Source organism: Aestuariivita boseongensis, from assembly GCF_001262635.1.
Lineage (GTDB): Bacteria > Pseudomonadota > Alphaproteobacteria > Rhodobacterales > Rhodobacteraceae > Aestuariivita > Aestuariivita boseongensis.
Genome location: NZ_JXYH01000017.1, coordinates 15896 through 35364 on the forward strand (window position 1 = coordinate 15896; position 19469 = coordinate 35364).

Annotated in this window: 20 protein-coding genes; 8 read left to right on the forward strand and 12 right to left on the reverse strand. The window is 60.8% G+C overall.

All coding sequences use genetic code 11. The annotated features are described in order from the left end of the window. Positions 1-24: 24 nt before the first annotated feature. Together msrA and msrB are read right to left on the reverse strand one after the other, a co-directional pair. Positions 25-534 carry a peptide-methionine (S)-S-oxide reductase MsrA gene (gene msrA, locus TR61_RS08815; protein WP_050929614.1) on the reverse strand — a complete coding sequence of 170 codons (510 nt, stop codon included), beginning with the start codon at positions 532-534 and terminating at the stop codon, positions 25-27. Next, positions 531-980, reverse strand: coding sequence for a peptide-methionine (R)-S-oxide reductase MsrB (gene msrB, locus TR61_RS08820; RefSeq protein WP_050929615.1), 450 nt, complete (start codon positions 978-980; stop codon positions 531-533). The genes msrA and msrB overlap by 4 nt, the downstream gene beginning before the upstream one ends. Positions 981-1114: 134 nt before the next feature. Between msrB and TR61_RS08825 the strand changes: the two genes are divergently transcribed. Next, complete coding sequence (locus TR61_RS08825) at positions 1115-1636, forward strand: glutathione peroxidase (protein WP_050929616.1); 522 nt, start codon at positions 1115-1117, stop codon at positions 1634-1636. A gap of 6 nt (positions 1637-1642) precedes the next feature. Here the strand turns inward: TR61_RS08825 and TR61_RS08830 are convergent, their stop codons facing one another. From TR61_RS08830 to TR61_RS08855, 6 genes are all read right to left on the reverse strand, one after another. Then, on the reverse strand, positions 1643-1966 hold the full coding sequence (locus TR61_RS08830; protein ID WP_050929617.1) for a hypothetical protein: 324 nt from the start codon (positions 1964-1966) through the stop codon (positions 1643-1645). A 132-nt stretch (positions 1967-2098) separates the two neighbouring features. Next, entirely contained in the window at positions 2099-3097 is a 999-nt protein-coding gene (locus tag TR61_RS08835) for a GlxA family transcriptional regulator (protein ID WP_050929618.1), read from the reverse strand. A gap of 6 nt (positions 3098-3103) precedes the next feature. Then, positions 3104-3508 carry a thioredoxin family protein gene (locus TR61_RS08840; protein ID WP_157440868.1) on the reverse strand — a complete coding sequence of 135 codons (405 nt, stop codon included), beginning with the start codon at positions 3506-3508 and terminating at the stop codon, positions 3104-3106. A 66-nt stretch (positions 3509-3574) separates the two neighbouring features. Further along, complete coding sequence (locus TR61_RS08845; protein WP_050929620.1) at positions 3575-4450, reverse strand: DMT family transporter; 876 nt, start codon at positions 4448-4450, stop codon at positions 3575-3577. Between the two features lie 133 nt (positions 4451-4583). Then, positions 4584-5471 (reverse strand): hypothetical protein, encoded by an 888-nt coding sequence (locus TR61_RS08850; protein WP_050929621.1) that lies wholly within the window; start codon positions 5469-5471, stop codon positions 4584-4586. A 144-nt stretch (positions 5472-5615) separates the two neighbouring features. Then, positions 5616-6578, reverse strand: coding sequence for an alpha/beta fold hydrolase (locus tag TR61_RS08855; RefSeq protein ID WP_050929622.1), 963 nt, complete (start codon positions 6576-6578; stop codon positions 5616-5618). Between the two features lie 131 nt (positions 6579-6709). Here TR61_RS08855 and TR61_RS08860 point away from each other — a divergent pair, with 131 nt between their 5' ends. Next, on the forward strand, positions 6710-8158 hold the full coding sequence (locus TR61_RS08860; RefSeq protein ID WP_050929659.1) for a flavin-containing monooxygenase: 1449 nt from the start codon (positions 6710-6712) through the stop codon (positions 8156-8158). A 60-nt stretch (positions 8159-8218) separates the two neighbouring features. Here the strand turns inward: TR61_RS08860 and TR61_RS08865 are convergent, their stop codons facing one another. The 3 genes from TR61_RS08865 to ade form a co-directional block, all read right to left on the reverse strand. Beyond that, positions 8219-8506, reverse strand: a complete 288-nt coding sequence (locus TR61_RS08865) for an HU family DNA-binding protein (protein WP_050929623.1) — start codon at positions 8504-8506, stop codon at positions 8219-8221. 129 nt (positions 8507-8635) lie between these two features. Continuing rightward, positions 8636-10099: an AMP nucleosidase gene (locus TR61_RS08870; RefSeq protein ID WP_050929624.1), complete on the reverse strand. Its 1464-nt coding sequence runs from the start codon at positions 10097-10099 to the stop codon at positions 8636-8638. After that, on the reverse strand, positions 10096-11898 hold the full coding sequence (ade, locus tag TR61_RS08875) for an adenine deaminase (RefSeq protein ID WP_050929625.1): 1803 nt from the start codon (positions 11896-11898) through the stop codon (positions 10096-10098). Before ade ends, TR61_RS08870 begins: the two co-directional genes overlap by 4 nt. Positions 11899-11979: 81 nt before the next feature. On the opposite strand from ade, the gene TR61_RS08880 reads away from it, so the two are divergent. The 6 genes from TR61_RS08880 (at position 11980) to TR61_RS08905 (ending at position 18841) form a co-directional block, all read left to right on the forward strand. After that, positions 11980-12408, forward strand: a complete 429-nt coding sequence (locus TR61_RS08880) for a VOC family protein (RefSeq protein WP_050929626.1) — start codon at positions 11980-11982, stop codon at positions 12406-12408. A 79-nt stretch (positions 12409-12487) separates the two neighbouring features. After that, complete coding sequence (locus TR61_RS08885) at positions 12488-13243, forward strand: class II aldolase and adducin N-terminal domain-containing protein (protein ID WP_050929660.1); 756 nt, start codon at positions 12488-12490, stop codon at positions 13241-13243. Positions 13244-13330: 87 nt separating this feature from the next. After that, a complete protein-coding gene (locus TR61_RS08890; protein ID WP_050929627.1) occupies positions 13331-14491 on the forward strand; it encodes an acyl-CoA dehydrogenase family protein in 1161 nt (386 codons plus the stop codon). A gap of 118 nt (positions 14492-14609) precedes the next feature. Next, positions 14610-16634: an acetate--CoA ligase family protein gene (locus tag TR61_RS08895; protein WP_050929628.1), complete on the forward strand. Its 2025-nt coding sequence runs from the start codon at positions 14610-14612 to the stop codon at positions 16632-16634. Positions 16635-16661: 27 nt separating this feature from the next. Continuing rightward, positions 16662-17444: a carnitinyl-CoA dehydratase gene (locus tag TR61_RS08900; protein ID WP_050929629.1), complete on the forward strand. Its 783-nt coding sequence runs from the start codon at positions 16662-16664 to the stop codon at positions 17442-17444. A 158-nt stretch (positions 17445-17602) separates the two neighbouring features. After that, positions 17603-18841 carry a flavin monoamine oxidase family protein gene (locus TR61_RS08905; protein WP_050929630.1) on the forward strand — a complete coding sequence of 413 codons (1239 nt, stop codon included), beginning with the start codon at positions 17603-17605 and terminating at the stop codon, positions 18839-18841. Here TR61_RS08905 and TR61_RS08910 read toward each other — a convergent pair. Beyond that, a complete protein-coding gene (locus TR61_RS08910) occupies positions 18838-19467 on the reverse strand; it encodes a class I SAM-dependent DNA methyltransferase (protein WP_050929631.1) in 630 nt (209 codons plus the stop codon). The two genes, TR61_RS08905 and TR61_RS08910, sit on opposite strands and share 4 nt — an antisense overlap. Between the last annotated feature and the right edge of the window lie 2 nt (positions 19468-19469).

Consider the following 19469-nt stretch of genomic DNA (forward strand, 5'->3'; position numbering starts at 1 on the left):
AGGTGAAACTGCCGATGATTTACCTTATTCAGCCGCGTCGCGTTTGGGCAAAACCCAATCGGGGCGGATGAAGTGGCAGGTATAGCCGTGCGGGATACGCTGCAGATAATCCTGATGCTCGGGCTCGGCTTCCCAGAAATCGCCGACGGGTTCCAGTTCGGTCACCACCTTGCCGGGCCAGAGACCCGATGCGTTCACGTCTGCAATCGTGTCTAATGCGGTCTCTTTCTGCGCCTCGTCCACGTAATAGATCGCCGACCGATAGCTGAGGCCGATGTCATTGCCCTGCCGGTTCACGGTGGTCGGGTCGTGGATCTGGAAGAAAAACTCCAGCAACCGGCGATAGCTCATCACTTCAGGGTCGAAGATGATCTCGATCCCTTCGGCATGGGTGCCGTGGTTGCGATAGGTGGCGTTGGGTACATCGCCGCCGGTATATCCCACGCGGGTGGATGTGACGCCGGGAAGCTTGCGGATCAGTTCCTGCATTCCCCAGAAACATCCCCCTGCCAAGACTGCGCGTTCGGTGGTCATGCGATATCCTCCACTTGATCCAGGTAGTCTCCGTATCCTTCGGCTTCCATGTCGTCGCGATGGACAAAGCGAAGCGAGGCGGAGTTGATGCAATAGCGAAGCCCGCCGCGGTCGCGGGGGCCGTCGGGAAAGACATGGCCCAGATGGCTGTCGCCATGGGTGGACCGCACCTCGGTGCGGATCATGCCGAAGGTGCGGTCTTCCAGTTCGGTGATATGAGCCGGTTCGATCGGCTTGGTAAAGCTGGGCCAGCCGCAACCGGATTCATACTTGTCGGCCGAGGCGAACAGCGGTTCACCCGACACGATGTCGACATAGATCCCCGGTTCTTTGTTGTGCAAAAGCTCGCCAGTGCCGGCGCGTTCCGTGCCGCTTTCTTGCGTGACGTAATATTCCTCGGGCGAGAGGGTCGCGATCACGTCGGGGTTCTTGGTGTATTTAGTCATGGGCCACCTCTCTTTGGGCTCTTGCCGCATAAGATGGCGTATTCCGCGCGAAAGGGAAGGCCCCCTGACGCAGAGGTGAGGTGATCTGGTCAGGGTCTTATTGCGTATATATCTGTAAGAGAGGGAGACGCAGAATGTTACGTATTTTCGCGGCAATCGTATTGGCGCTGGTGGCGCAGGCAGGTCTGGCCAAGGGGCTGACCGGGACGTTTCCGTCGATTGATGGCGGGACACTCAGCGTGGAGGAGTGGCGCGGGCAACCGGTGCTGGTGGTTAACACCGCGTCGCAATGCGGGTTCACCTATCAATATGACGGGCTGCAGGCGCTTTATGACCGGTACCGCGATCAGGGGCTGGTTGTGCTGGCGGTGCCGTCGGACGATTTCAATCAGGAACTGTCGAGCGCGGAAGAGGTGAAGGAGTTCTGCGAGATCAACTTCAACCTTGATCTGCCGATGACCGATATCACCCATGTGCGTGGCGCAAAGGCCCATCCGTTTTACAAGGCGGTGCGCGAAACGACCGGGTTTGAGCCCAAGTGGAACTTCAACAAGGTTTTGCTGAACCCCGATGGCGAAGTCGTCAGCGCCTGGGGGTCAGCGGTGAAGCCCCAGGCGCCTGCGATCACGCGAGAGATCGAGAAACTGCTTAATTAGAGCCTGTTACAGCATCGCTGCGCATCCCGCATGCGCAGGTTTTCCGCCGATGTGATGGGGGTTCAGGATCAGGTGCCACGTGGGCGGGTACCCCGGTGCCTGCGCGCGCGAATAGGAACAGCCGTTGGGCGCGGTGTACCACTGGCCCTGAAAGGTCTCGGGCGGGCGGTACGATCCTTTGGGGTTTTTCATGGCAGAGGCCGGTCCGAAGGTGGACGAGATATCGTTGCCCCGGTCGAACAGGTTGATGATCGCCTCGCCCATGCTGGCCTGGGCCGTGCTGGCGGATGCAGCGATAAGGATCGACAGGGCGGCTGCTTTCAGATGCATCTTTGACAACTCCTTTGAAGGTGACAGATGCCTTTGAAATCGCCTGCCAAGCGCGCCGAAAACGGGTGGGGAATGTGGCGAAACCAAGCGTTTTGCCAAGCAATCGTTTCGAATTTTCCGTGACTTCTGGGGTTATTGCACCCGGCCCGGCGCCTGGGTGGGGGGCCAGGCCAGGCGGTTTTGCGCGCCTTCCTGGCTGGGTGAAACGCCAAAGCTGCTGCGATAGCATTTCGAAAAATGCGAACTGCTGCGAAATCCGCAGGCCACGCTGATTTCGGTGATGGGCAGGCTGGTCTGGCGCAAAAGGTCGCGCGCCTTGTCCAGCCGCATCTGCAGATAATACCGCTTGGGCGAGGTATTGAGGTATTTGTTGAACAGCCGTTCGATCTGGCGGCTGGAGAGGCCGACGACCTCGGCGATTTCGTCGGGAGTCAGGGGGTCTTCGATGTTGTTTTCCATGATCTGCAGGATCAGCGCCAGTTTGCTGTTGCGCACCCCGCTGCCGGTAAGAGACCGGCGCTGGGCGTGGCTTTCCTCGCGCGGGTCGGTATAGACCATCTGATCGGCCACCCAATTGGCCACGTCGGGCCCGTAATCGGCATGCACACGGTACAGCATCAGGTCCATCGACGCGGCCCCGCCTGCCGTGGTGAAAACACGGCCATCCACGGCATAGATACTGTCCTGAACGATCACATCGGGAAGCAGTTCGGACAGCGCGTTGCGGTATTCCCAATGGGTGGTCACGCGTTTGCCCCGGATCAGCCCCGCCAACGCCAGCGTATAGGCCCCGCTGGACAGCGCGCCGTAATCCCCGCCGCGCTTGGTCTCGCGCCTGAGCCAACTCAGCACGCGCGGCGTGCTGACGGCGCCGACATTCTCGCCCGCGCAGACGATCAGGGTTTCATCGCGGGCCAGATCGGTCAGGCCACTGTCAGCGGTGACGGTGATGCCGTTATAGGCCGGCACCGGCTGACCGTCTTCCGACAGGATACGCCAGCTGTAATGGGTGCGGCCCGACGGGTGGCGATTGGCCAGTGACAGGGCCTCGAGCGCGGCGGAAAAACCGATCAGAGAATATCCCGGCAGCAAAAGAAACACATAGCGTTTCGGATCCTGCCCCCCGGCCATCGGCGCTTAGGCGGCCAGAGCTGCGTCAAGCAGTCGTTTCAGCCGCACCTTGTCGGGTTCATTTTCGACGCGGGCGATTTCATCCCCCGCTTTCATCGCGACCAGGGTCGAGCGGCGTCGGACGTTCATCCGTTCGACCCATTGCGACGGGCCGTAAGTGTCGTAATCGACGTCGATGAAGACCAGCGACCGATAGGCAGGGTTTTCCGATTTCAGTTCGGCCAGAAGGTCTTCCTTGATCTGGCAAGTCAGCGACCAACTGGTGCGGAAGTTATAGATAATCGTCTTGCCGCTGTCGCGCAGGTCGGCGCGCATGCCCCATTCGTATTCTGTTGCCTGATAGGCCGCCCTTGCACCTGTGGGCAGCAGACAGGCCGCCGTTCCAAGTGACAGGAAGTGTCGCCGTTGCATGTGATGCCTCCGTTCGCTGGCAAATATAATGGCCGCGTTTTTCGGAGCGTCCAGCCTTTTTGGCGGTCAGGAGGCCTTTGGCGTTTGCCGTGCCAGTTGCACGGCCAGAATGCCTGCGGTGATGATGGCAACACCGATGATATCGCGCGGGCCCAGCGCCTCGCCCAGCAGCAGGGCGGCTATGGCCACACCGAAGAAGGGGTTGAGGAAGTGGAAGGTTGCCGCGCGGATGGCACCGATACGGTTGACCAGCAGGAACCAAACCAGCGTTGCGGCCAGACCGGGAACAAGAGTGGTATAGGCAAACGCCCAGAAAAGCGGCCATGACGGGTTGAAACGCGGTGTTTCAAACAGAAGGGCCACAACGGCCAGCGCGGCCGCGCCAACCAGCATTTGCAGGCCCACCACCATCAGGAAATTGCCGCCCGACATGGCCCCACGCAGGGCAAGCGTGGCGAAGGCAAGCGCCAGAACGCCGATCCCACACAGCATGACGCCGAACAGATCCACCCCGGTGGTGATGCGCGCGCCCATGATCAGCGCGACGCCAGCAAAGCCCGCGAACAGGCCCGCGATGCCCAGCGCGCCCAGTTTTTCCTTGAAGATCAGCCATGTGGCCAGCGCCACGATCAGCGGCATGGTGGAGGCGATGATGGCCGCCAACCCGGCTTCGACCGTCTGCATCGCGACGAAGTTCAGGCCCAGGTAAAGCGCGTTCTGGCAAATGCCGAACAGGATCGTCGCGTACCATTGCTGCCGGGTCAGCTTCCAGCTTTGGCCCATCCATGCGGCAATCGCGACGCCCAGCAATCCGGAAATGAGGAAGCGCAGTGCCAGTGCATAAAGCGGCGAGGCATCGGCGACGATGATGCGCGCCGACGTGAAGGCCGAGGACCACATCAGGGCAAAAGCCAATCCCATCGCGATGGCGCGCAGGTCCATGATCCGCTCCGTTCCAGTTGCGGTGACCCTTGAGGATTTCGTGAACAAGTTCAAGACCCGGAAGGGGGCGTGACGAAAACAAAAGGCCCCGGCGGTTATCCGGGGCCTTTGTGAATGGTCTGGTGCGATGGGGTCAGATTAGTTCGACCTCGTCATCCATCTCGTCATCCAGCTGCATGTCGAGCGCCGGATCATCCTCGATCGGGCCGAGGCTGAGCGCGGCCATCAGATCCGCGCCGGACAGGGCATCGCCCTGCGCGTCAAGGTAATCGTCATAGGTCATCAAAAGCGCGTCCGCATCGGCAAAGCCGCCTTCCGGCGCGTCGAGGCGGAACAGCTCTTCTGGGTTTCCATCCGCGTTGGTTTCATAGAAGATCACGGACTGGACATTGGTGATATCCCCGCCGATTTCCTGATAATAGGCGACATAATTGTCGAAGGTCGGTTCAAGCTCTTCCGGCAGAACAGGAACGTTAAAGGGGTTTTCGGCAGGTACTTCGCCCAGGATGAACGCACCGCTCAGGGGCTCGCCATTCTCGCCCAGCTCTTCCCCGAAGAAGACTTTTTCATAAAGCGGATCTTCGGGGTCTTCCGGGTCTTCGGGATCGTCGCTGACGCCCTTGATCGATCCGTCTTCGGTTGAGGTTGATGTGGCGCGCACACCGACCACGTCGATGTCGTCCAGGCTGTCGGCGTCCAGGGTCACGGTGAATGTTTCACCTTCGGTCAGGAAGCTGTCCTTGTCTTCCCCGTCAGGGCCAAGGCCCGGATCACTGACTTCGGTTGCGCCGTCCCACTGGACCTTTTCGCCATCAAGGCTTGAGCCGTTCATGTTCAGCGGCCCGCCCAGATTTTCGCTGCGCCCCGAGAAATCGTCATCGCCCCAATAGACGGCATTGAGGTCCATCGAGCCTTCCAGAACGGTCACATCGGCTTTGATCTCACCGCCCTCTTCGTAAAGGGATACGGTATAGGTCAGCCCATCAACTTCATATGTGAAGACTTTTGCATAATCAGGCATGGCGTGCTCACTATTCAAACAATATGCCGACCCTCCCGTTGGAGAGTCGTAGAATGACAGGAAGCAGTCATAGCCGGATTTCGCCAATCAAGGCGAAAAAATGTCCAAGTCAGGGCGAAACACAGTGTTTCCCTATCGGGTCCTTTAGCCTTTTTTCGATCGGGGCTTTTTCATTTTCTTGGCCACGTCCCGAATGAAATCCGCGCATTCCTTCGGGGCTGTCAGCGGGATCATGTGGCCGCGGCCGTCCAATTCGGCAAAGGTGCCGCCGGTTTTTTCGGCAAAGGCCTTGCCATGTGTGACCGGGTCAAGGATGTTGTCTGCCCCGCCAAAAAGCACGCCGATGGGCAGCTTCAACTCGCCCTCGCGGCCCAGAACCTGCTGAACGCTGTTGCGGCTTTGGGTCAGATCCTGCGCGTTGGCGATGAAATTGCCGGGGCGCCGGGCAAGGATACCGCCGCCGCGTTCGACGAAATCTGGGAGCATCGGTTCGGGGGCGAACACCTGCGTCAGGACTTTCTTTTCCATCAGAATGCCCAACGCGCCAGACAGCGTGTGGCCGATAACAGGGATCAGCCAGGGTTTGGGGATGTCGATGCCCTTGAACGCATCGGGCACCTGTTTGACATCATCGGTGGCCGGGCAGATCAGCGCCAGCGCGCCCACCTGATCGGGATGGTTCAGCGCCAGCGTTTCGGCAATGGCGCCGCCCAGCGAATGGCCCATGACAAGGGGTTTTCCCAGATCTTCGGCCTGGATGAATTCTGCGATCATGCGCGCCTGTTCGGGAAGCGTGGCCTGCTCGATCCCGTCGCGTTCCGACCAGCCGCAACCGGGGCGATCAATGGTGATCACGCGGAAATCGTCGGTCAGTTCACTGTTCAGGGCATAGGTGAAGTTGTGCATATTGCCGCCCAGCCCGTGGATCATCACCACTGGCGGTCCGCTGCCTTCGTCCAGCCAATGGATCTTCCCGCCTGTCACCTTTGTCATCTTGCCCCGCCTTGGGCTTTGCGCGGCGGCTGATGCGCCAATAAACTGCGTTATGATGGTCACCAGCAGGATCAGAAGAACGATAACCAGCAGGATGATCGTGACAGTGGACATGGGCTCCTCCCGTTAAGTTGGGGAACTGTCCCGGTTTTGGGACTTGGTTTCAAGCGCTCCGTTGACAGGGCGGTCTGAGTGGCGAGTATCGACCCTGTGTCTGGTCAAGGATGCGGCAGCAGGGGGCGGATATGGCGCAGGATAAGGTCGATCTTCTGATCATCGGCGCAGGTCTAAGCGGGATCGGACAGGCCTGCCATATGCTGCGGACCTGCAAGGACAAAAGCTTTGCCGTGATCGAGGCGCGCGGCAGTATCGGCGGGACGTGGGATTTGTTCCGCTATCCCGGCATCCGGTCTGACAGTGACATGTTCACCTTCGGCTATCGGTTCCGGCCCTGGAAATCGGCCAGGGATATCGCGCCGGGGCCGGATATCCTGCAATACCTGAACGACACGATTGATGAATACGGGCTGCGCGATCACATCCGCCTGCAAAGCCGCATCACCCGCCTGAACTGGTCATCCGCCAGGAAGCGGTGGATTGCGACAGTGGAACCCGCTGACGGCGCACCTTACGAGATCAAGGCGAAATTTGTGTCGTCCTGCACCGGCTATTACAATTACGAGGGTGGGTATCTGCCCGAATGGGACGGCTATGACCGGTATCAGGGTCAGATTGCCCTTCCGCAAAGCTGGCCCGAGGATCTGGATTATGCCGGCAAGCGCGTTGCCGTGATCGGATCGGGTGCAACGGCAGTGACGATCGTGCCGACGATGGCCGAAAAAGCCGCGCATGTGACGATGATCCAACGCTCGCCCACCTATATCCTGTCGCGGCCCGGAGAGGACGCTTTTGCCAAATGGGTGAACCGGCTGCTGCCCTGGCGCGCGGCGTGGAAGCTGGCGCGGGTCAAGAATATCCTTCTCAGTATGTATATCTGGCGCACCGCCAAGAAAAAGCCGCAGGGCATGCGGGCCTTTCTGCGCAAGATGGCGGTCGACGCGCTGCCGGACGGTTTCGACGTGGATACCCATTTCAACCCGTCCTACGACCCATGGGACCAGCGCTTGTGCCTGATCCCCGATGGCGATTTTTACGAGGCGATTTCATCGGGGCGCGCCACTGTCGTGACGGATCACATCGACCATTTTACCGAAAACGGGATCGTCACCCAAAACGGGACCAGTATCGACGCCGATATCGTTGTGCCCGCCACCGGGCTGCGCATCCAGTTTCTGGGTGGGGCCGAGGTGTCGCTGGATGGGGAACCGATCCATCCCACGGAACACATGGTCTATCGCGGGATGATGCTGTCCAATGTGCCGAATTTCGTGGTGATCTTCGGATACTCCAACGCCTCATGGACGCTGAAGGCTGATCTGACGGCCGATTTCGTCTGCCGGATGATCAACCGGGCCGCTGCGAAAGGGCAGGAGGTGGTCACCCCCGTTCTGGAAGGGCCTGCGGATGGGGACCGCCCCTTGGTCAGCCTGCAATCGGGATACCTGGAACGCGCGCGCGACATGTTGCCCAAGACATCCGACACGCGGCCCTGGATGAATTACGAGAATTACGTGGCCGATATGATGTCGATCCGGCACGGGAAGATGGAAGATGGCGTTCTGCGCTTTTCGTGACGCAGAAATGAAAAAGGGTCGCCGGATGGGCGACCCTTTGACGATCGTCTGATCGAAGGCTTAGCCGTTCACGCTGTCTTTCAGCGCCTTGGCGATGGTCATTTTGACCACCTTGTCGGCCTCTTTCTTGAATTGTTCGCCTGTGGCGGGGTTGCGCACCATACGCTCGGGGCGCTCACGGCAATAGATCTTGCCAACGCCGGGCAGGGTCACGGCGCCGCCGCCGGACACTTCCTTGGTGATGATGCCCGTGATCGCATCCAGAGCCGCGCCAGCGGTTTTCTTGTCGGTGCCCATTTCTTCGGCCAGTGCGGCAACGAGTTGGGTTTTTGTCATCGGCTTTGCCATTTTTCTGGTCTCCTTCATCTGCCCGATTTGGGGCCTCGTTCGGTGATTGTAACGTTATATGGTGGATCAACACAACGAATAGTGGTGTTTTGCAAGGGAAAAACAGCGATTTTCCCTGATTTCCTTGGGTTAAAGGAAGGCCGTTTCCTCAAAGGACCGTAATTTCCGGCTGTGAAGGCGTTCCAGGGGCATGCCGCGCAGGGTTTCCATCGCGCGGATTCCGATCGCCAGATGGCGCGAAACCTGCGTTTTATAAAAGTCTGACGCCATGCCCGGCAGCTTCAGTTCGCCGTGCAGGGGCTTGTCCGAGACGCACAGAAGCGTGCCATAGGGCACCCGGAAGCGATAGCCATTCGCGGCAATCGTGGCGCTTTCCATATCCAGCGCGATGGCGCGGGATTGCGACAGGCGCTGCACGGGGCCGGATTGGTCGCGCAGTTCCCAATTGCGGTTGTCGATGGTGGCCACGGTGCCAGTGCGCATCAGGCGTTTCAGCTCGTACCCTTTCAGCTGGGTGACCTCGGCCACGGCTTCTTCCAGCGCGATCTGGATTTCGGCAAGCGCTGGGATGGGTGTCCAGACCGGCAGGTCATCGTCCAGCACGTGATCTTCGCGCAGATAGGCATGCGCCAGAACAAAATCGCCAAGCGCCTGGGAATTTCGCAGGCCCGCGCAATGGCCCACCATCAGCCAGGCATGGGGGCGCAGGACGGCGATGTGATCGGTGGCGGTTTTCGCATTTGACGGGCCCACGCCGATATTGACCAGCGTGATCCCGTTCCCGTCGGGCCGCGTCAGATGGTAACACGGCATCTGCGGCAGCTTCAGCGGCTGCGTTATGGCCGCGTCCGGGTCGGTGATGCGCGCGTTGCCCGTGCCGACAAAGGCGTCATAGCCGCTTTTCGGGTCGGCCAGCTGCGCGCGTGCATAGGCTTCGAATTCTTCCACATAGAACTGGTAGTTGGTGAACAGTACGTGGTTCTGGAAGTAATTCGGATCGGTCGCGGTGTAGTGGCTGAGCCGGGCCAAGGAGTAATCCACGCGCTGGGCGGTGAATGGCGCCAGCGGGCCGGTCCCGTCGGGCGAAGCAAAGGTGCCATTGACGATGTCATCATTCGTGGTCGACAGATCCGGCACATCGAACACGTCACGCAGGATGAAATCGGTCGCGCCTTCCTGCGGCACGCTGATCGAGGCGTCGTTGGCCACGGCAAAATGCACCGGGATCGGCGTGTTTGATGCGCCGATGGTGACGGGCTGGCCGTGATTGCGGATCAGCAGGCCGATTTGCTGCGTCAGGTAATTGCGGAAGAGATCGGGCCGCGTGATCGTCGCCGTATAGGTCCCGGGCATCGCCACATGACCAAAGCTGAGCCGCGTGTCGACCTGTGCGAAGGATGTCGTGGTCAGACGGATCTCGGGGTAATAGGCGCGGATGCGGTGGCCGGGGGCACCGTTACTCAGAACCTGCGCAAAGCGGGTGCACAGAAACTCGGTGGCGATCAGATACAACTCCTCCAGGCGCGCGACGGCGGCCTCGGCACTGTCGAATTCCTTCGGTGCGGGGATGTCGGGGGTCTCAATCTGGGTCATGAAAGCGGCTCGAACACGGGGATTTCCTTGAATTTGCGGACGTCGATCAAACCCTTGTCCGAGATGCGAAGTTCCGGGATCACCACAAGCGCCAGCAGCGAATGCTGCATATAGGCGTTGTTCAGGGTGCAGCCGCACTGGATCATGGCCTGAACCATCTGGTCAGCCTTGGCGGCGACCTCGGCCGCTGGGCTGTCTGACATCAGACCCGCGATGGGCAGTTCGACAAGGGCCAGTTCCTCGCCCTCGCGGAAAATGGTGATGCCGCCGCCGACCTGGGCCAGCCGGTTTGCGGCCAACGCCATCTGTTCGCGACAGGTGCCCACGACGATCATGTGGTGGCTGTCATGCGCCACGGTGGAAGCCATGGCCATCCGCCCCTGATAGCCAAATCCCGACACGAAGGCATTCGTCACTCCGCCCGTTGCGCGGTGGCGTTCGACCAGCGCGATCTGGCAAGTATCGCCCTGGGATTCGACAAGGCCGTCGTTGACGATCAGTTCTTTCTGAAGCGCCTTTGTGGGGGCCTGATTCTCCACGACACCGATGACATTTGCACGGACGGCGTTCGCGCCTTGCGGGGCGGAGATGGCAAAATCATCCCGTGTTAGAGCCTGTTTGACATGCACCGTCTGCCGCGCAGTATCGGGCCAGTCGTAATGGGGGCAGTCGACCAGACAGCTTCCGTTTTTGGCGACCAACTGGCCACGCGCCCAGACCTGTTCGATTGGCAATTCGGTCAGATCCGATGTCAGGATCACATCCGCCCGCCTGCCGGGGGTGAGCGATCCCAACTCGCGCTCAAGCCCGAAATGGGTGGCGGTGTTGATTGTGGCCATTTGCAGCGCCACCAGCGGGTCGCAGCCGCAGGCAATCGCATGGCGCACGACGCGGTTCATGTGGCCATCATTGACCAATGTGCCGGAATGGCAATCGTCCGTGCACAGGATGAAGTTGCGCGGGTCCAGGCCTTTTTTCGTTACGGCGGTGATCTGCGCCTCGACGTCATACCAGGCGCTGCCAAGCCGCATCATCGACCGCATACCCTGACGGACGCGGGCGATCGCGTCGGCCTCACACGTGCCTTCGTGATCGTCGGCTGGACCGCCTGCGACATAGGCCGCGAAATCAGGCCCTAAATCGGGCGATGCGTAGTGCCCGCCCACGGTTTTGCCGGCGCGCTGGGTCGCTGCGATCTCGGCCAGCATTTGCGGATCGGCATGGGCGACACCGGGGAAATTCATCATTTCGCCCAACCCAATGATGCCGGGCCAGGACATGGCTTCGGCCACATCCTCGGCGGTGATTTCATAGCCTGTCGTCTCTAACCCGGGCGCAGAGGGCGCGCATGAGGGCATCTGGGTGAAGATGTTGATGGGCTGCATCAGCGCTTCGTCATGCATCATGCGCACGCCGTTCAGGCCCAGCACATTGGCGATTTCATGCGGGTCGGTGAACATGGTCGTCGTGCCGTGGGGGATCACGGCGCGGGCAAACTCGGCGGGTGTCAGCATGCCGCTTTCAATATGCATATGCCCGTCGCAAAGGCCCGGGATCATATAGCGGCCCTTGGCATCGACGACCTGCGTATCGGGGCCGACGCAATGGCTGGCATCCGGCACGATGCAGGCGATCCGACCCTTGGCCACGACGATATCATGCCCAGGCAATGACTCGCGCGTGTGGACGTTCACCCAGATCCCGCCGCGAAAGACCAGATCGGCGGGCACCCGCCCGGCGACTACATTGACGAGGTGAGCGGCCACATCGGGCCATGAGGGGAAAGCAGCGTGATCCATGATCCAAGTGTCCAGAGATTGCGCGCGGGTTCAAGTGCCATTCCCATTGCCTCTCGCGCGGTCGCGCGACAGGGTGATGACATGGATTACGATTCTATTGATGCGGAAAGCTTTGGCGCCGGTTTGAGCGGCATTGGGTTGAACCTGCTGGTGCGGGATGTGAAGGTCGAATGCACCTTTTTAGAGACTGTTTTTGGCATGTCGATCCATCAACCGACCGAGGATTTCGCCATCGTCACCTACGGGAGCAAGGTGTTCCAGTTGCACAGTGACGGCACTTATCATTCCAACCCGCTGTTGGGGCTTTTGCCCGAACAGCCGCCACGCGGTGCCGGGATTGAGATCAGGTTGTATGACAGCGATCCGGAAGATGCTGTCCGCAAGGCGCGCGAGTTGGGGGCGATGATCCTGCAAGAGCCAACCGACAAGCCACATGGTCTGCGTGAGGCGTATATCCTGTGCGAAAACGGCTATGCCTGGGTGCCATCGCGGCCCAAGACATCAGAATGAAAGCGTAACCTGTCGCAAACGCGATTGCATGCCGCAACTGGCGCATGCAGGCTGGCGCAAAGAGCTCAGGAGGTTTGCGATGGCTGTCACCGAATTGCGCCCCAATATGGATCACTGGCAGGAACGCGTCGATCTGGCGGCCGCGTTTCGCTGGACCGCGCGGCTGAACATGCATGAGGCGGTTGCGAACCATTTCAGTCTGTCGATCAATGAAGATGGGACGCGGTTCCTGATGAACCCCAACCAACGGCATTTCAGCCGGATCAAGGCCGGCGATCTGATCATCGTGGACGCCAATGATCCCGAAACGCTGAACGGTCCCGATGCGCCTGATCCCACGGCCTGGGGTCTGCATGGCGGGTTGCACCGGCACTGCCCGCATGCGCGTTGTGCGATGCACGTGCATTCGATCTTTGCCACAGTGCTGGCCAGTCTTGCCGACAGTCGGCTGCCGCCGATCGATCAGAACTGCGCCACGTTTTTCAACCGGATCGTGATCGACGATCACTATGGCGGTTTGGCCTTTGAAGAGGAGGGTGAACGCTGCGCTGCCTTGTTCGATGATCCCAGGAAAAAGGTCATGGTAATGGGCAATCACGGAGTGATGGTGATTGGCGATACGGTCGCAGAGACCTTTAACAGGCTCTATTATTTCGAGCGCGCAGCCGAGACCTACATCCGCGCGCTACAGACCGGTCAGCCCCTGCGCGTGCTGCCCGACGACGTGGCCGAAAAAACCGCGCGGGAGTTGGAGGACTATCCTGAACAAGACGAACGGCACCTGGCCGAGTTGAAAGCGATCCTCGATGATGAAGGATCGGATTATGCTTCGTGAAAACCGGCGATTAGCCTTTATTAGAGACTGATTTCATAGCCCGCGCCCAACCGCCTGGCTGTCACCTGAGGACCATCGGAGAGACCAATGCAATACGGCCTGACGGAAGAGCAGGAAATGATCGCCGCCACCGTGCGGAGTTTCGTGGAGAACGAGATTTATCCGCACGAAGAGCTGGTGGAACGCACCGGCGAAGTGCCGCGAGAGATCGCCGACGAGATCAAGCGCAAGACGATCGAGCTGGGGTTTTACGCCTGCAACTTTCCCGAAAGCGTGGGTTGTGCGGGGCTGAGCCATCTGGAATTTGCTCTGGTCGAACGGGAATTGGGGCGCGGGTCGATGGCGCTGAACCATTTCTTTGGTCGTCCGCAGAACATCCTGATGGCTTGCGAGGGCGAACAGGTGGAACGGTACCTGATGCCCGCCGTGCGCGGGGAGCGGATGGATGCGTTGGCCATGACGGAACCGGGGGCCGGATCCGATGTGCGGGGGATGAAATGCTCGGCCCGCCGCGATAGTGGCGATTGGGTGATCAATGGGACGAAACATTTCATCTCGGGCGCGGATCATGCGGATTTTCTGATTGTGTTCGTCGCAACGGGTGAGGATCAGACCCCACGCGGACCGAAAAAGCGGATCACCTGTTTTCTGGTGGATCGCGGGCATCCGGGCTTCACCATCCGGGACGGGTACAAATCAGTCAGCCATCGGGGCTACAAGAACATGATCCTGGAGTTCGATGACTGCCGGGTGCCGGACGCCCAGGTTCTGGGTGAGGTCGATGGCGGGTTCGAGGTGATGAACACCTGGCTTTATGCCACCCGCATCACCGTTGCCACGATGAGCGTGGGTCGCGCGCGGCGGGTGTTCGATTATGCCTTGAGCTATGCCGCCGAGCGGGAGCAATTCGGGCAGAAGATCGGAAAGTTCCAGGGCGTGAGCTTTCAGATCGCGGACATGATCACCGAGATTGACGCGGGCGACCTGCTGACGCTGGCGGCGGCGGACCGGCTGGATAAAGGATTGCCTGCAAACCGGGAGATCGCGTCGGCCAAGCTTTATGCCAGCGAGATGCTGGCACGGGTGACGGATGCGGCGATCCAGATCCACGGGGGCATGGGCCTGATGGATGATTACCCGCTGGAACGGTTCTGGCGAGATGCGCGGGTGGAACGGATCTGGGACGGCACGTCCGAGATTCAGCGCCACATCATCAGCCGCGATCTGCTGCGGGCGTTGGGCGCTTGAGCGGTTTCGAATTGCCTTCGGCAATCCGACCGGCTGGGGGCTCTGCCCCCAGACCCCCGTCCGTATTTGGAAAGAGAAGAAGTCAGAATTGCGCCTGTTGTCTGAGCGGAGTGACGAAATGCCGGGAGATCTGACACGGCTTTTTGCTCCCCGGTGCATTGCAATTATCGGTGGCGGCGCATGGGGCGCCGGGATCGTCGGCGCGGCGCGTCGGATCGGGTATGACGGTGCGATCTATCTGGTGCATCCCAATGGCAAAGAGATTGAGGGGGTGCGCAGCGTGCGCGCGCTGGGCGAGATTGACGAGCCGATTGATGCCGCCTTCATCGCGGTGAATCGCCATGCGACGGTGGAAGTTGTCGCGGAGTTGGCGCGATTGGGAGCCGGGGGTGCGGTCTGCTTTGCCTCGGGCTTTTCCGAGGCGGTGGCGGAGGACGAGAGCGGCTCGGATTTGCAGGCGCGACTGGTCGTGGCGGCGGGGGAAATGCCCATATTGGGGCCGAATTGCTATGGTTTCGTCAATGCGCTGGACCGCGCGGGGATCTGGCCGGATCAGCATGGGATGCGCCCGGTTGAGCGGGGTGTTGCGATCCTGACGCAAAGTTCGAACATTGCCATCAACCTGACCATGCAGCGGCATGCGGTGCCTTTGGCGATGATGATCACCTGCGGGAACCAGGCGCAGACCAGCCAGGCGGATATGGTGTCGGCCCTTTTGGACGATGATCGGATCACGGCGATCGGGCTGCATATTGAAGGGTTTGGTGATGTTGCTGGCTGGCACTGGGCCGCGCAGAAGGCGGTGGCTAAGGGGGTGCCGCTGATTGCGTTGAAATCCGGTCGGTCGGATCAGGCGCAGCAGGCGACCTTGTCCCATACCGCGTCCTTGGCGGGCAGCGATGCCGGCGCGCAGGCGATGCTGGACCGGTTGGGGATCGCCCGTGTTGAGGACTTGCCCGGCTTTCTGGAGGCGTTGAAGCTGTTGCATCATGTGGGGCGGCTGGAGAGCAACCGGATCAGCAGCATCAGCTGTTCGGGGGGCGAGGCGTCGCTGGCGGCGGATACGGCGCTGGGGCATGACGTGGTGTTTCCGCCTTTGACAGAAGCGCAGGCATCCGATCTGCGCGCGGCGCTGGGGCCGATGGTGGCGCTGGCGAACCCGTTGGATTACCACACCTATATCTGGCGCGACACGGCCGCGATGGCGGCCACCTGGGCGGCAATGGCTGCCGATCATATCGGGCTGACCCTGTCGATCGTGGATTATCCGCATACGGATGCCAGTGACTGGGCCTGCGCGACCGAGGCGGCGCTGGCCGTGCGGCGGCAGACGGGCCGACCCTTTGCCGTTGTTGCGACCCTGCCGGAGCTGATGCCGGATGATGTGGCGCAAGTGTTGGCTGGCGGCGGTGTTGCGCCGATGTGTGGCCTGCGGGAATGTATGACGGCGATTGAGATTGCATCCAAAACCCCTGTGTTAGAGCCTGATTTGCCTTTGCGCTCAGGATCCCATCACGCTGAAGCGGAACTGGTGGATGAAGCGCAGGCGAAGGCGGATCTGGCGCGATATGGCGTGACGGTGCCGCGTTCTTTGGTGCGCGGGAAGCAGGAGGTTGATTGCTGTGATCTGACCCCGCCATTCGCGGTCAAGGGCATGGGGCTGGCGCATAAATCCGATATGGGCGCGGTGTGGCTGGGTGTGCAGCCCGACGAGCTGGCGCAGGTAGCAATGGCCTTGCCGGGCGACAGGGTTTTGATCGAAGAGATGGTTGTGGGCGGTCTGGCCGAGCTGTTGGTCGGGGTGGTTCGGGATCCGGCGCATGGGTTCTGCCTGACCATTGGCGCGGGCGGTGTGCTGACGGAGCTGATGCAGGACAGCGTGACGGTGCTGGTGCCGACCTCGCGCGAGGGGTTGCGCCGCGCGTTGGAGCGGCTGCGCATCCATCCGCTTTTAACCGGGTATCGGGGCAAACCGGCGGCCGATATGGACGCTGTGCTGGATGTGATCATGGCGGTGCAGAGATATGTGGTGGACCATGCCGACATTCTGGAAGAAGTTGAGATCAACCCCATGATCGTCACGCCCGACCGCGCGGTTGCGGTGGATGCGTTGATCAGGCGAAAGGCGCAGAACAGAGCCTGACAAGGCGGAACGCAGAAGGAGCACAGCATGACCAACCCGGTGAAGACCCGGCGTGATGGCGCGATCCTTGAGGTGACGCTGGACCGGCCCAAGGCCAATGCGATTGATCTGATCACGTCGCGCGAGATGGGCGAGGTGTTTGCGGCGTTCCGCGACGATCCGGAGTTGCGCGTGGCAATCCTGACCGGAGCAGGAGAGAAGTTCTTTTGCCCCGGCTGGGACCTGAAAGCGGCTGCGGATGGCGACGCCGTGGACGGGGATTACGGCGTGGGCGGCTTTGGCGGGCTGCAGGAGCTGCGGGATATGAACAAGCCCGTGATCGCGGCGGTGAACGGGATCGCTTGTGGTGGCGGGCTGGAATTGGCTTTGTCGGCAGACATGATCCTGTCGGCGGATCATGCGACCTTTGCCTTGCCCGAGATCCGGTCTGGCACGGTGGCTGATGCGGCCAGCGTGAAGCTTCCGAAACGCATTCCCTATCACATCGCGATGGAGCTTTTGCTGACCGGGCGCTGGTTCGACGCGGAAGAGGCGCATCGCTGGGGGCTGGTGAATGAAATCGTTCCGGGCGAGCAACTGATGGAGCGCGCGTGGGAACTGGCGCGGCTTTTGGCGTCGGGGCCGCCCTTGGTCTATGCCGCGATCAAGGAGATCGTGCGCGATGCGGAAGACGCCAAGTTTCAGGATGCGATGAACCGGATCACGAAACGGCAGTTGCGCAGTGTCGATGTGCTCTATTCCAGCGAGGATCAGATGGAAGGCGCCCGCGCCTTTGCTGAAAAGCGTGATCCTGTATGGAAAGGCAAGTGATCTGATTGCGCGCCTGCGGCGCATTCTTTTTGCAGATTGGGCATTTTTGGCTTTTGTAGAGCCTGATTTCTGAGGCCCTGCTTTGTGGCGGGCTGCGCTTTGCCGTATTTGGAAAGAGAAGAAGGGCAGGGTTCGCCCAGGCAGTCAGGACGTGTGTGATGGTGGATGTGGTGGTGATCGGCGCTGGGGCCGCCGGTATCGGGGCGGGCCTTGCCTTGCAGGCAGCGGGCCGGAGTTTCATGATTATCGAGGCGACGGATCGGATCGGGGGGCGGGCGTTTACTGACAAAAGTTCCATGCCGCTGCCGTGGGATCAGGGATGTCACTGGCTGCATTGTGCGGATGTGAACCCCTTGGTGGCCTGGGCGGATCGTCTGGGCGCGCGGTACCGCAAGCAGGTTCGCCAGGATCATTACCAGTATTGGCTGAAGGGCCGATGGTTGGAGGGGGAAGAGCTGGCGGTTTATGGCCGGGCGGTGGATGCGGCATTTGACGCCGTCTATGAGGCGTCGCGGCTGCGACAGGACGTGGCTGTGGCCGATGTGCTGCCGGATCCTGGGCCTTATGGCGGGGCGGTGCGTCATATCCTGCAACTGATGGCAAGCCAGGATCCCGAGTTGGAATCCGCTTCGGGATACGGTGATTATGAGGATACCGAGACGAACTGGCCCGTGATCAGCGGCTATGGCGACCTGATCGAGCGGATGGCGGCAGGTCTGCCGATCCGCACCGGCGTTGCGGCACAAGCCGTGCGGGAGGTACCGGGTAGCGTGGTTGTGGAAACATCGGATGGTACGCTGCGGGCGCGGGCGGCGATTGTGACGGTGTCGACGGGTGTGTTGAATGCCGGGAAGATCCGCTTCGACAGCCCGGAGGTGCAGCCGGTGCTGGACGTGGCGCAGACCATGCCCTGCGGATCTTATGAGAAGGTGTGTGTGGCTCTGCGCCGGCCTTTGCCGGGGATGGAGAGCACGCTGTTCTTCTCGGTCGAGCCGGAAGACGGGGATCCGGTCAATGTGCAGGTGCTGGATTGGACCGATCAGATGGTGATCTGCCATCTGGGCGGCAGCGTTGCGCGAGATGCGGGTGCTGAGGGCGCGGAGGGGTTGCGCGCCTTCGCGATGGAGCGGCTGCGGCTGGCTTTTGGATCGAATATCGACGCGGAGGTTACGGCGATGGCGACCACTTCCTGGGAACGGAACCCCTTTGTCATGGGGGCCTATAGCGCGGTCATGCCGGGCCATGCGCAGGCGCGGCGCGATCTGATCGGTCTGCATACGGGGCGGATCGGGTTTGCGAGCGAAGCCTTTGCGCTGACATGGCAGGCCACCGCCCATGGCGCCTATCAAAGCGGGCAGGACGTGGCCGCGCGGATGATCCGGGAGGAGCTGGCTTAGCGCTTGTGGAAAAGCGCAACAAAGGCGCGGTCGGCCCTATGTGCCCCGGTCGCACGCGGCCCGTAGATCGGAACGTCTTTCAGGGTCAGATCGGTGATAACAGGCTCTAACGCGGCGAATTTGGTGGCAAAACCTGCGCTTTCATAGTGCCTTGCGTTGATCGACAGGGCAAATAGCGCACCCGGCTGGGCAATGCGCAGCAAGGGGTCGATCTCATCCGGGCCGACATGACCGGTGGTGAAGGTCCCGGACGAGATTATGCCCGCATAGCTGTCGGGCGGAATAGGCAGGCCCTTGGTCAGATCCGCCTCGATCGCATCGCGGTATATGTCTTTGCGCAACGCCTGTTCCAGCATTTCAGCGCTGATATCCGTGGCGTCGATGGGGCCGACACCAAGCCCGGCCAGCACTGCGCCGCAGAGCCCCGTCCCCGCGCCCACGTCCAGAACCGGGCCTGTGCCGCCTGCGTCGGTGAAGGCGCGGGCCGTCTCAAACGGCAGGATATAGTCATTCTGATCCGCAAAGCTGCGGTCATAGCTGTCAGCCCAATCGGCATAGAGCTTGCGGGAATCCTCGGGCGTGCTTAGCTCATAGGCGGCATCAAGATCTGGGTCTTTTTGGCTCATGG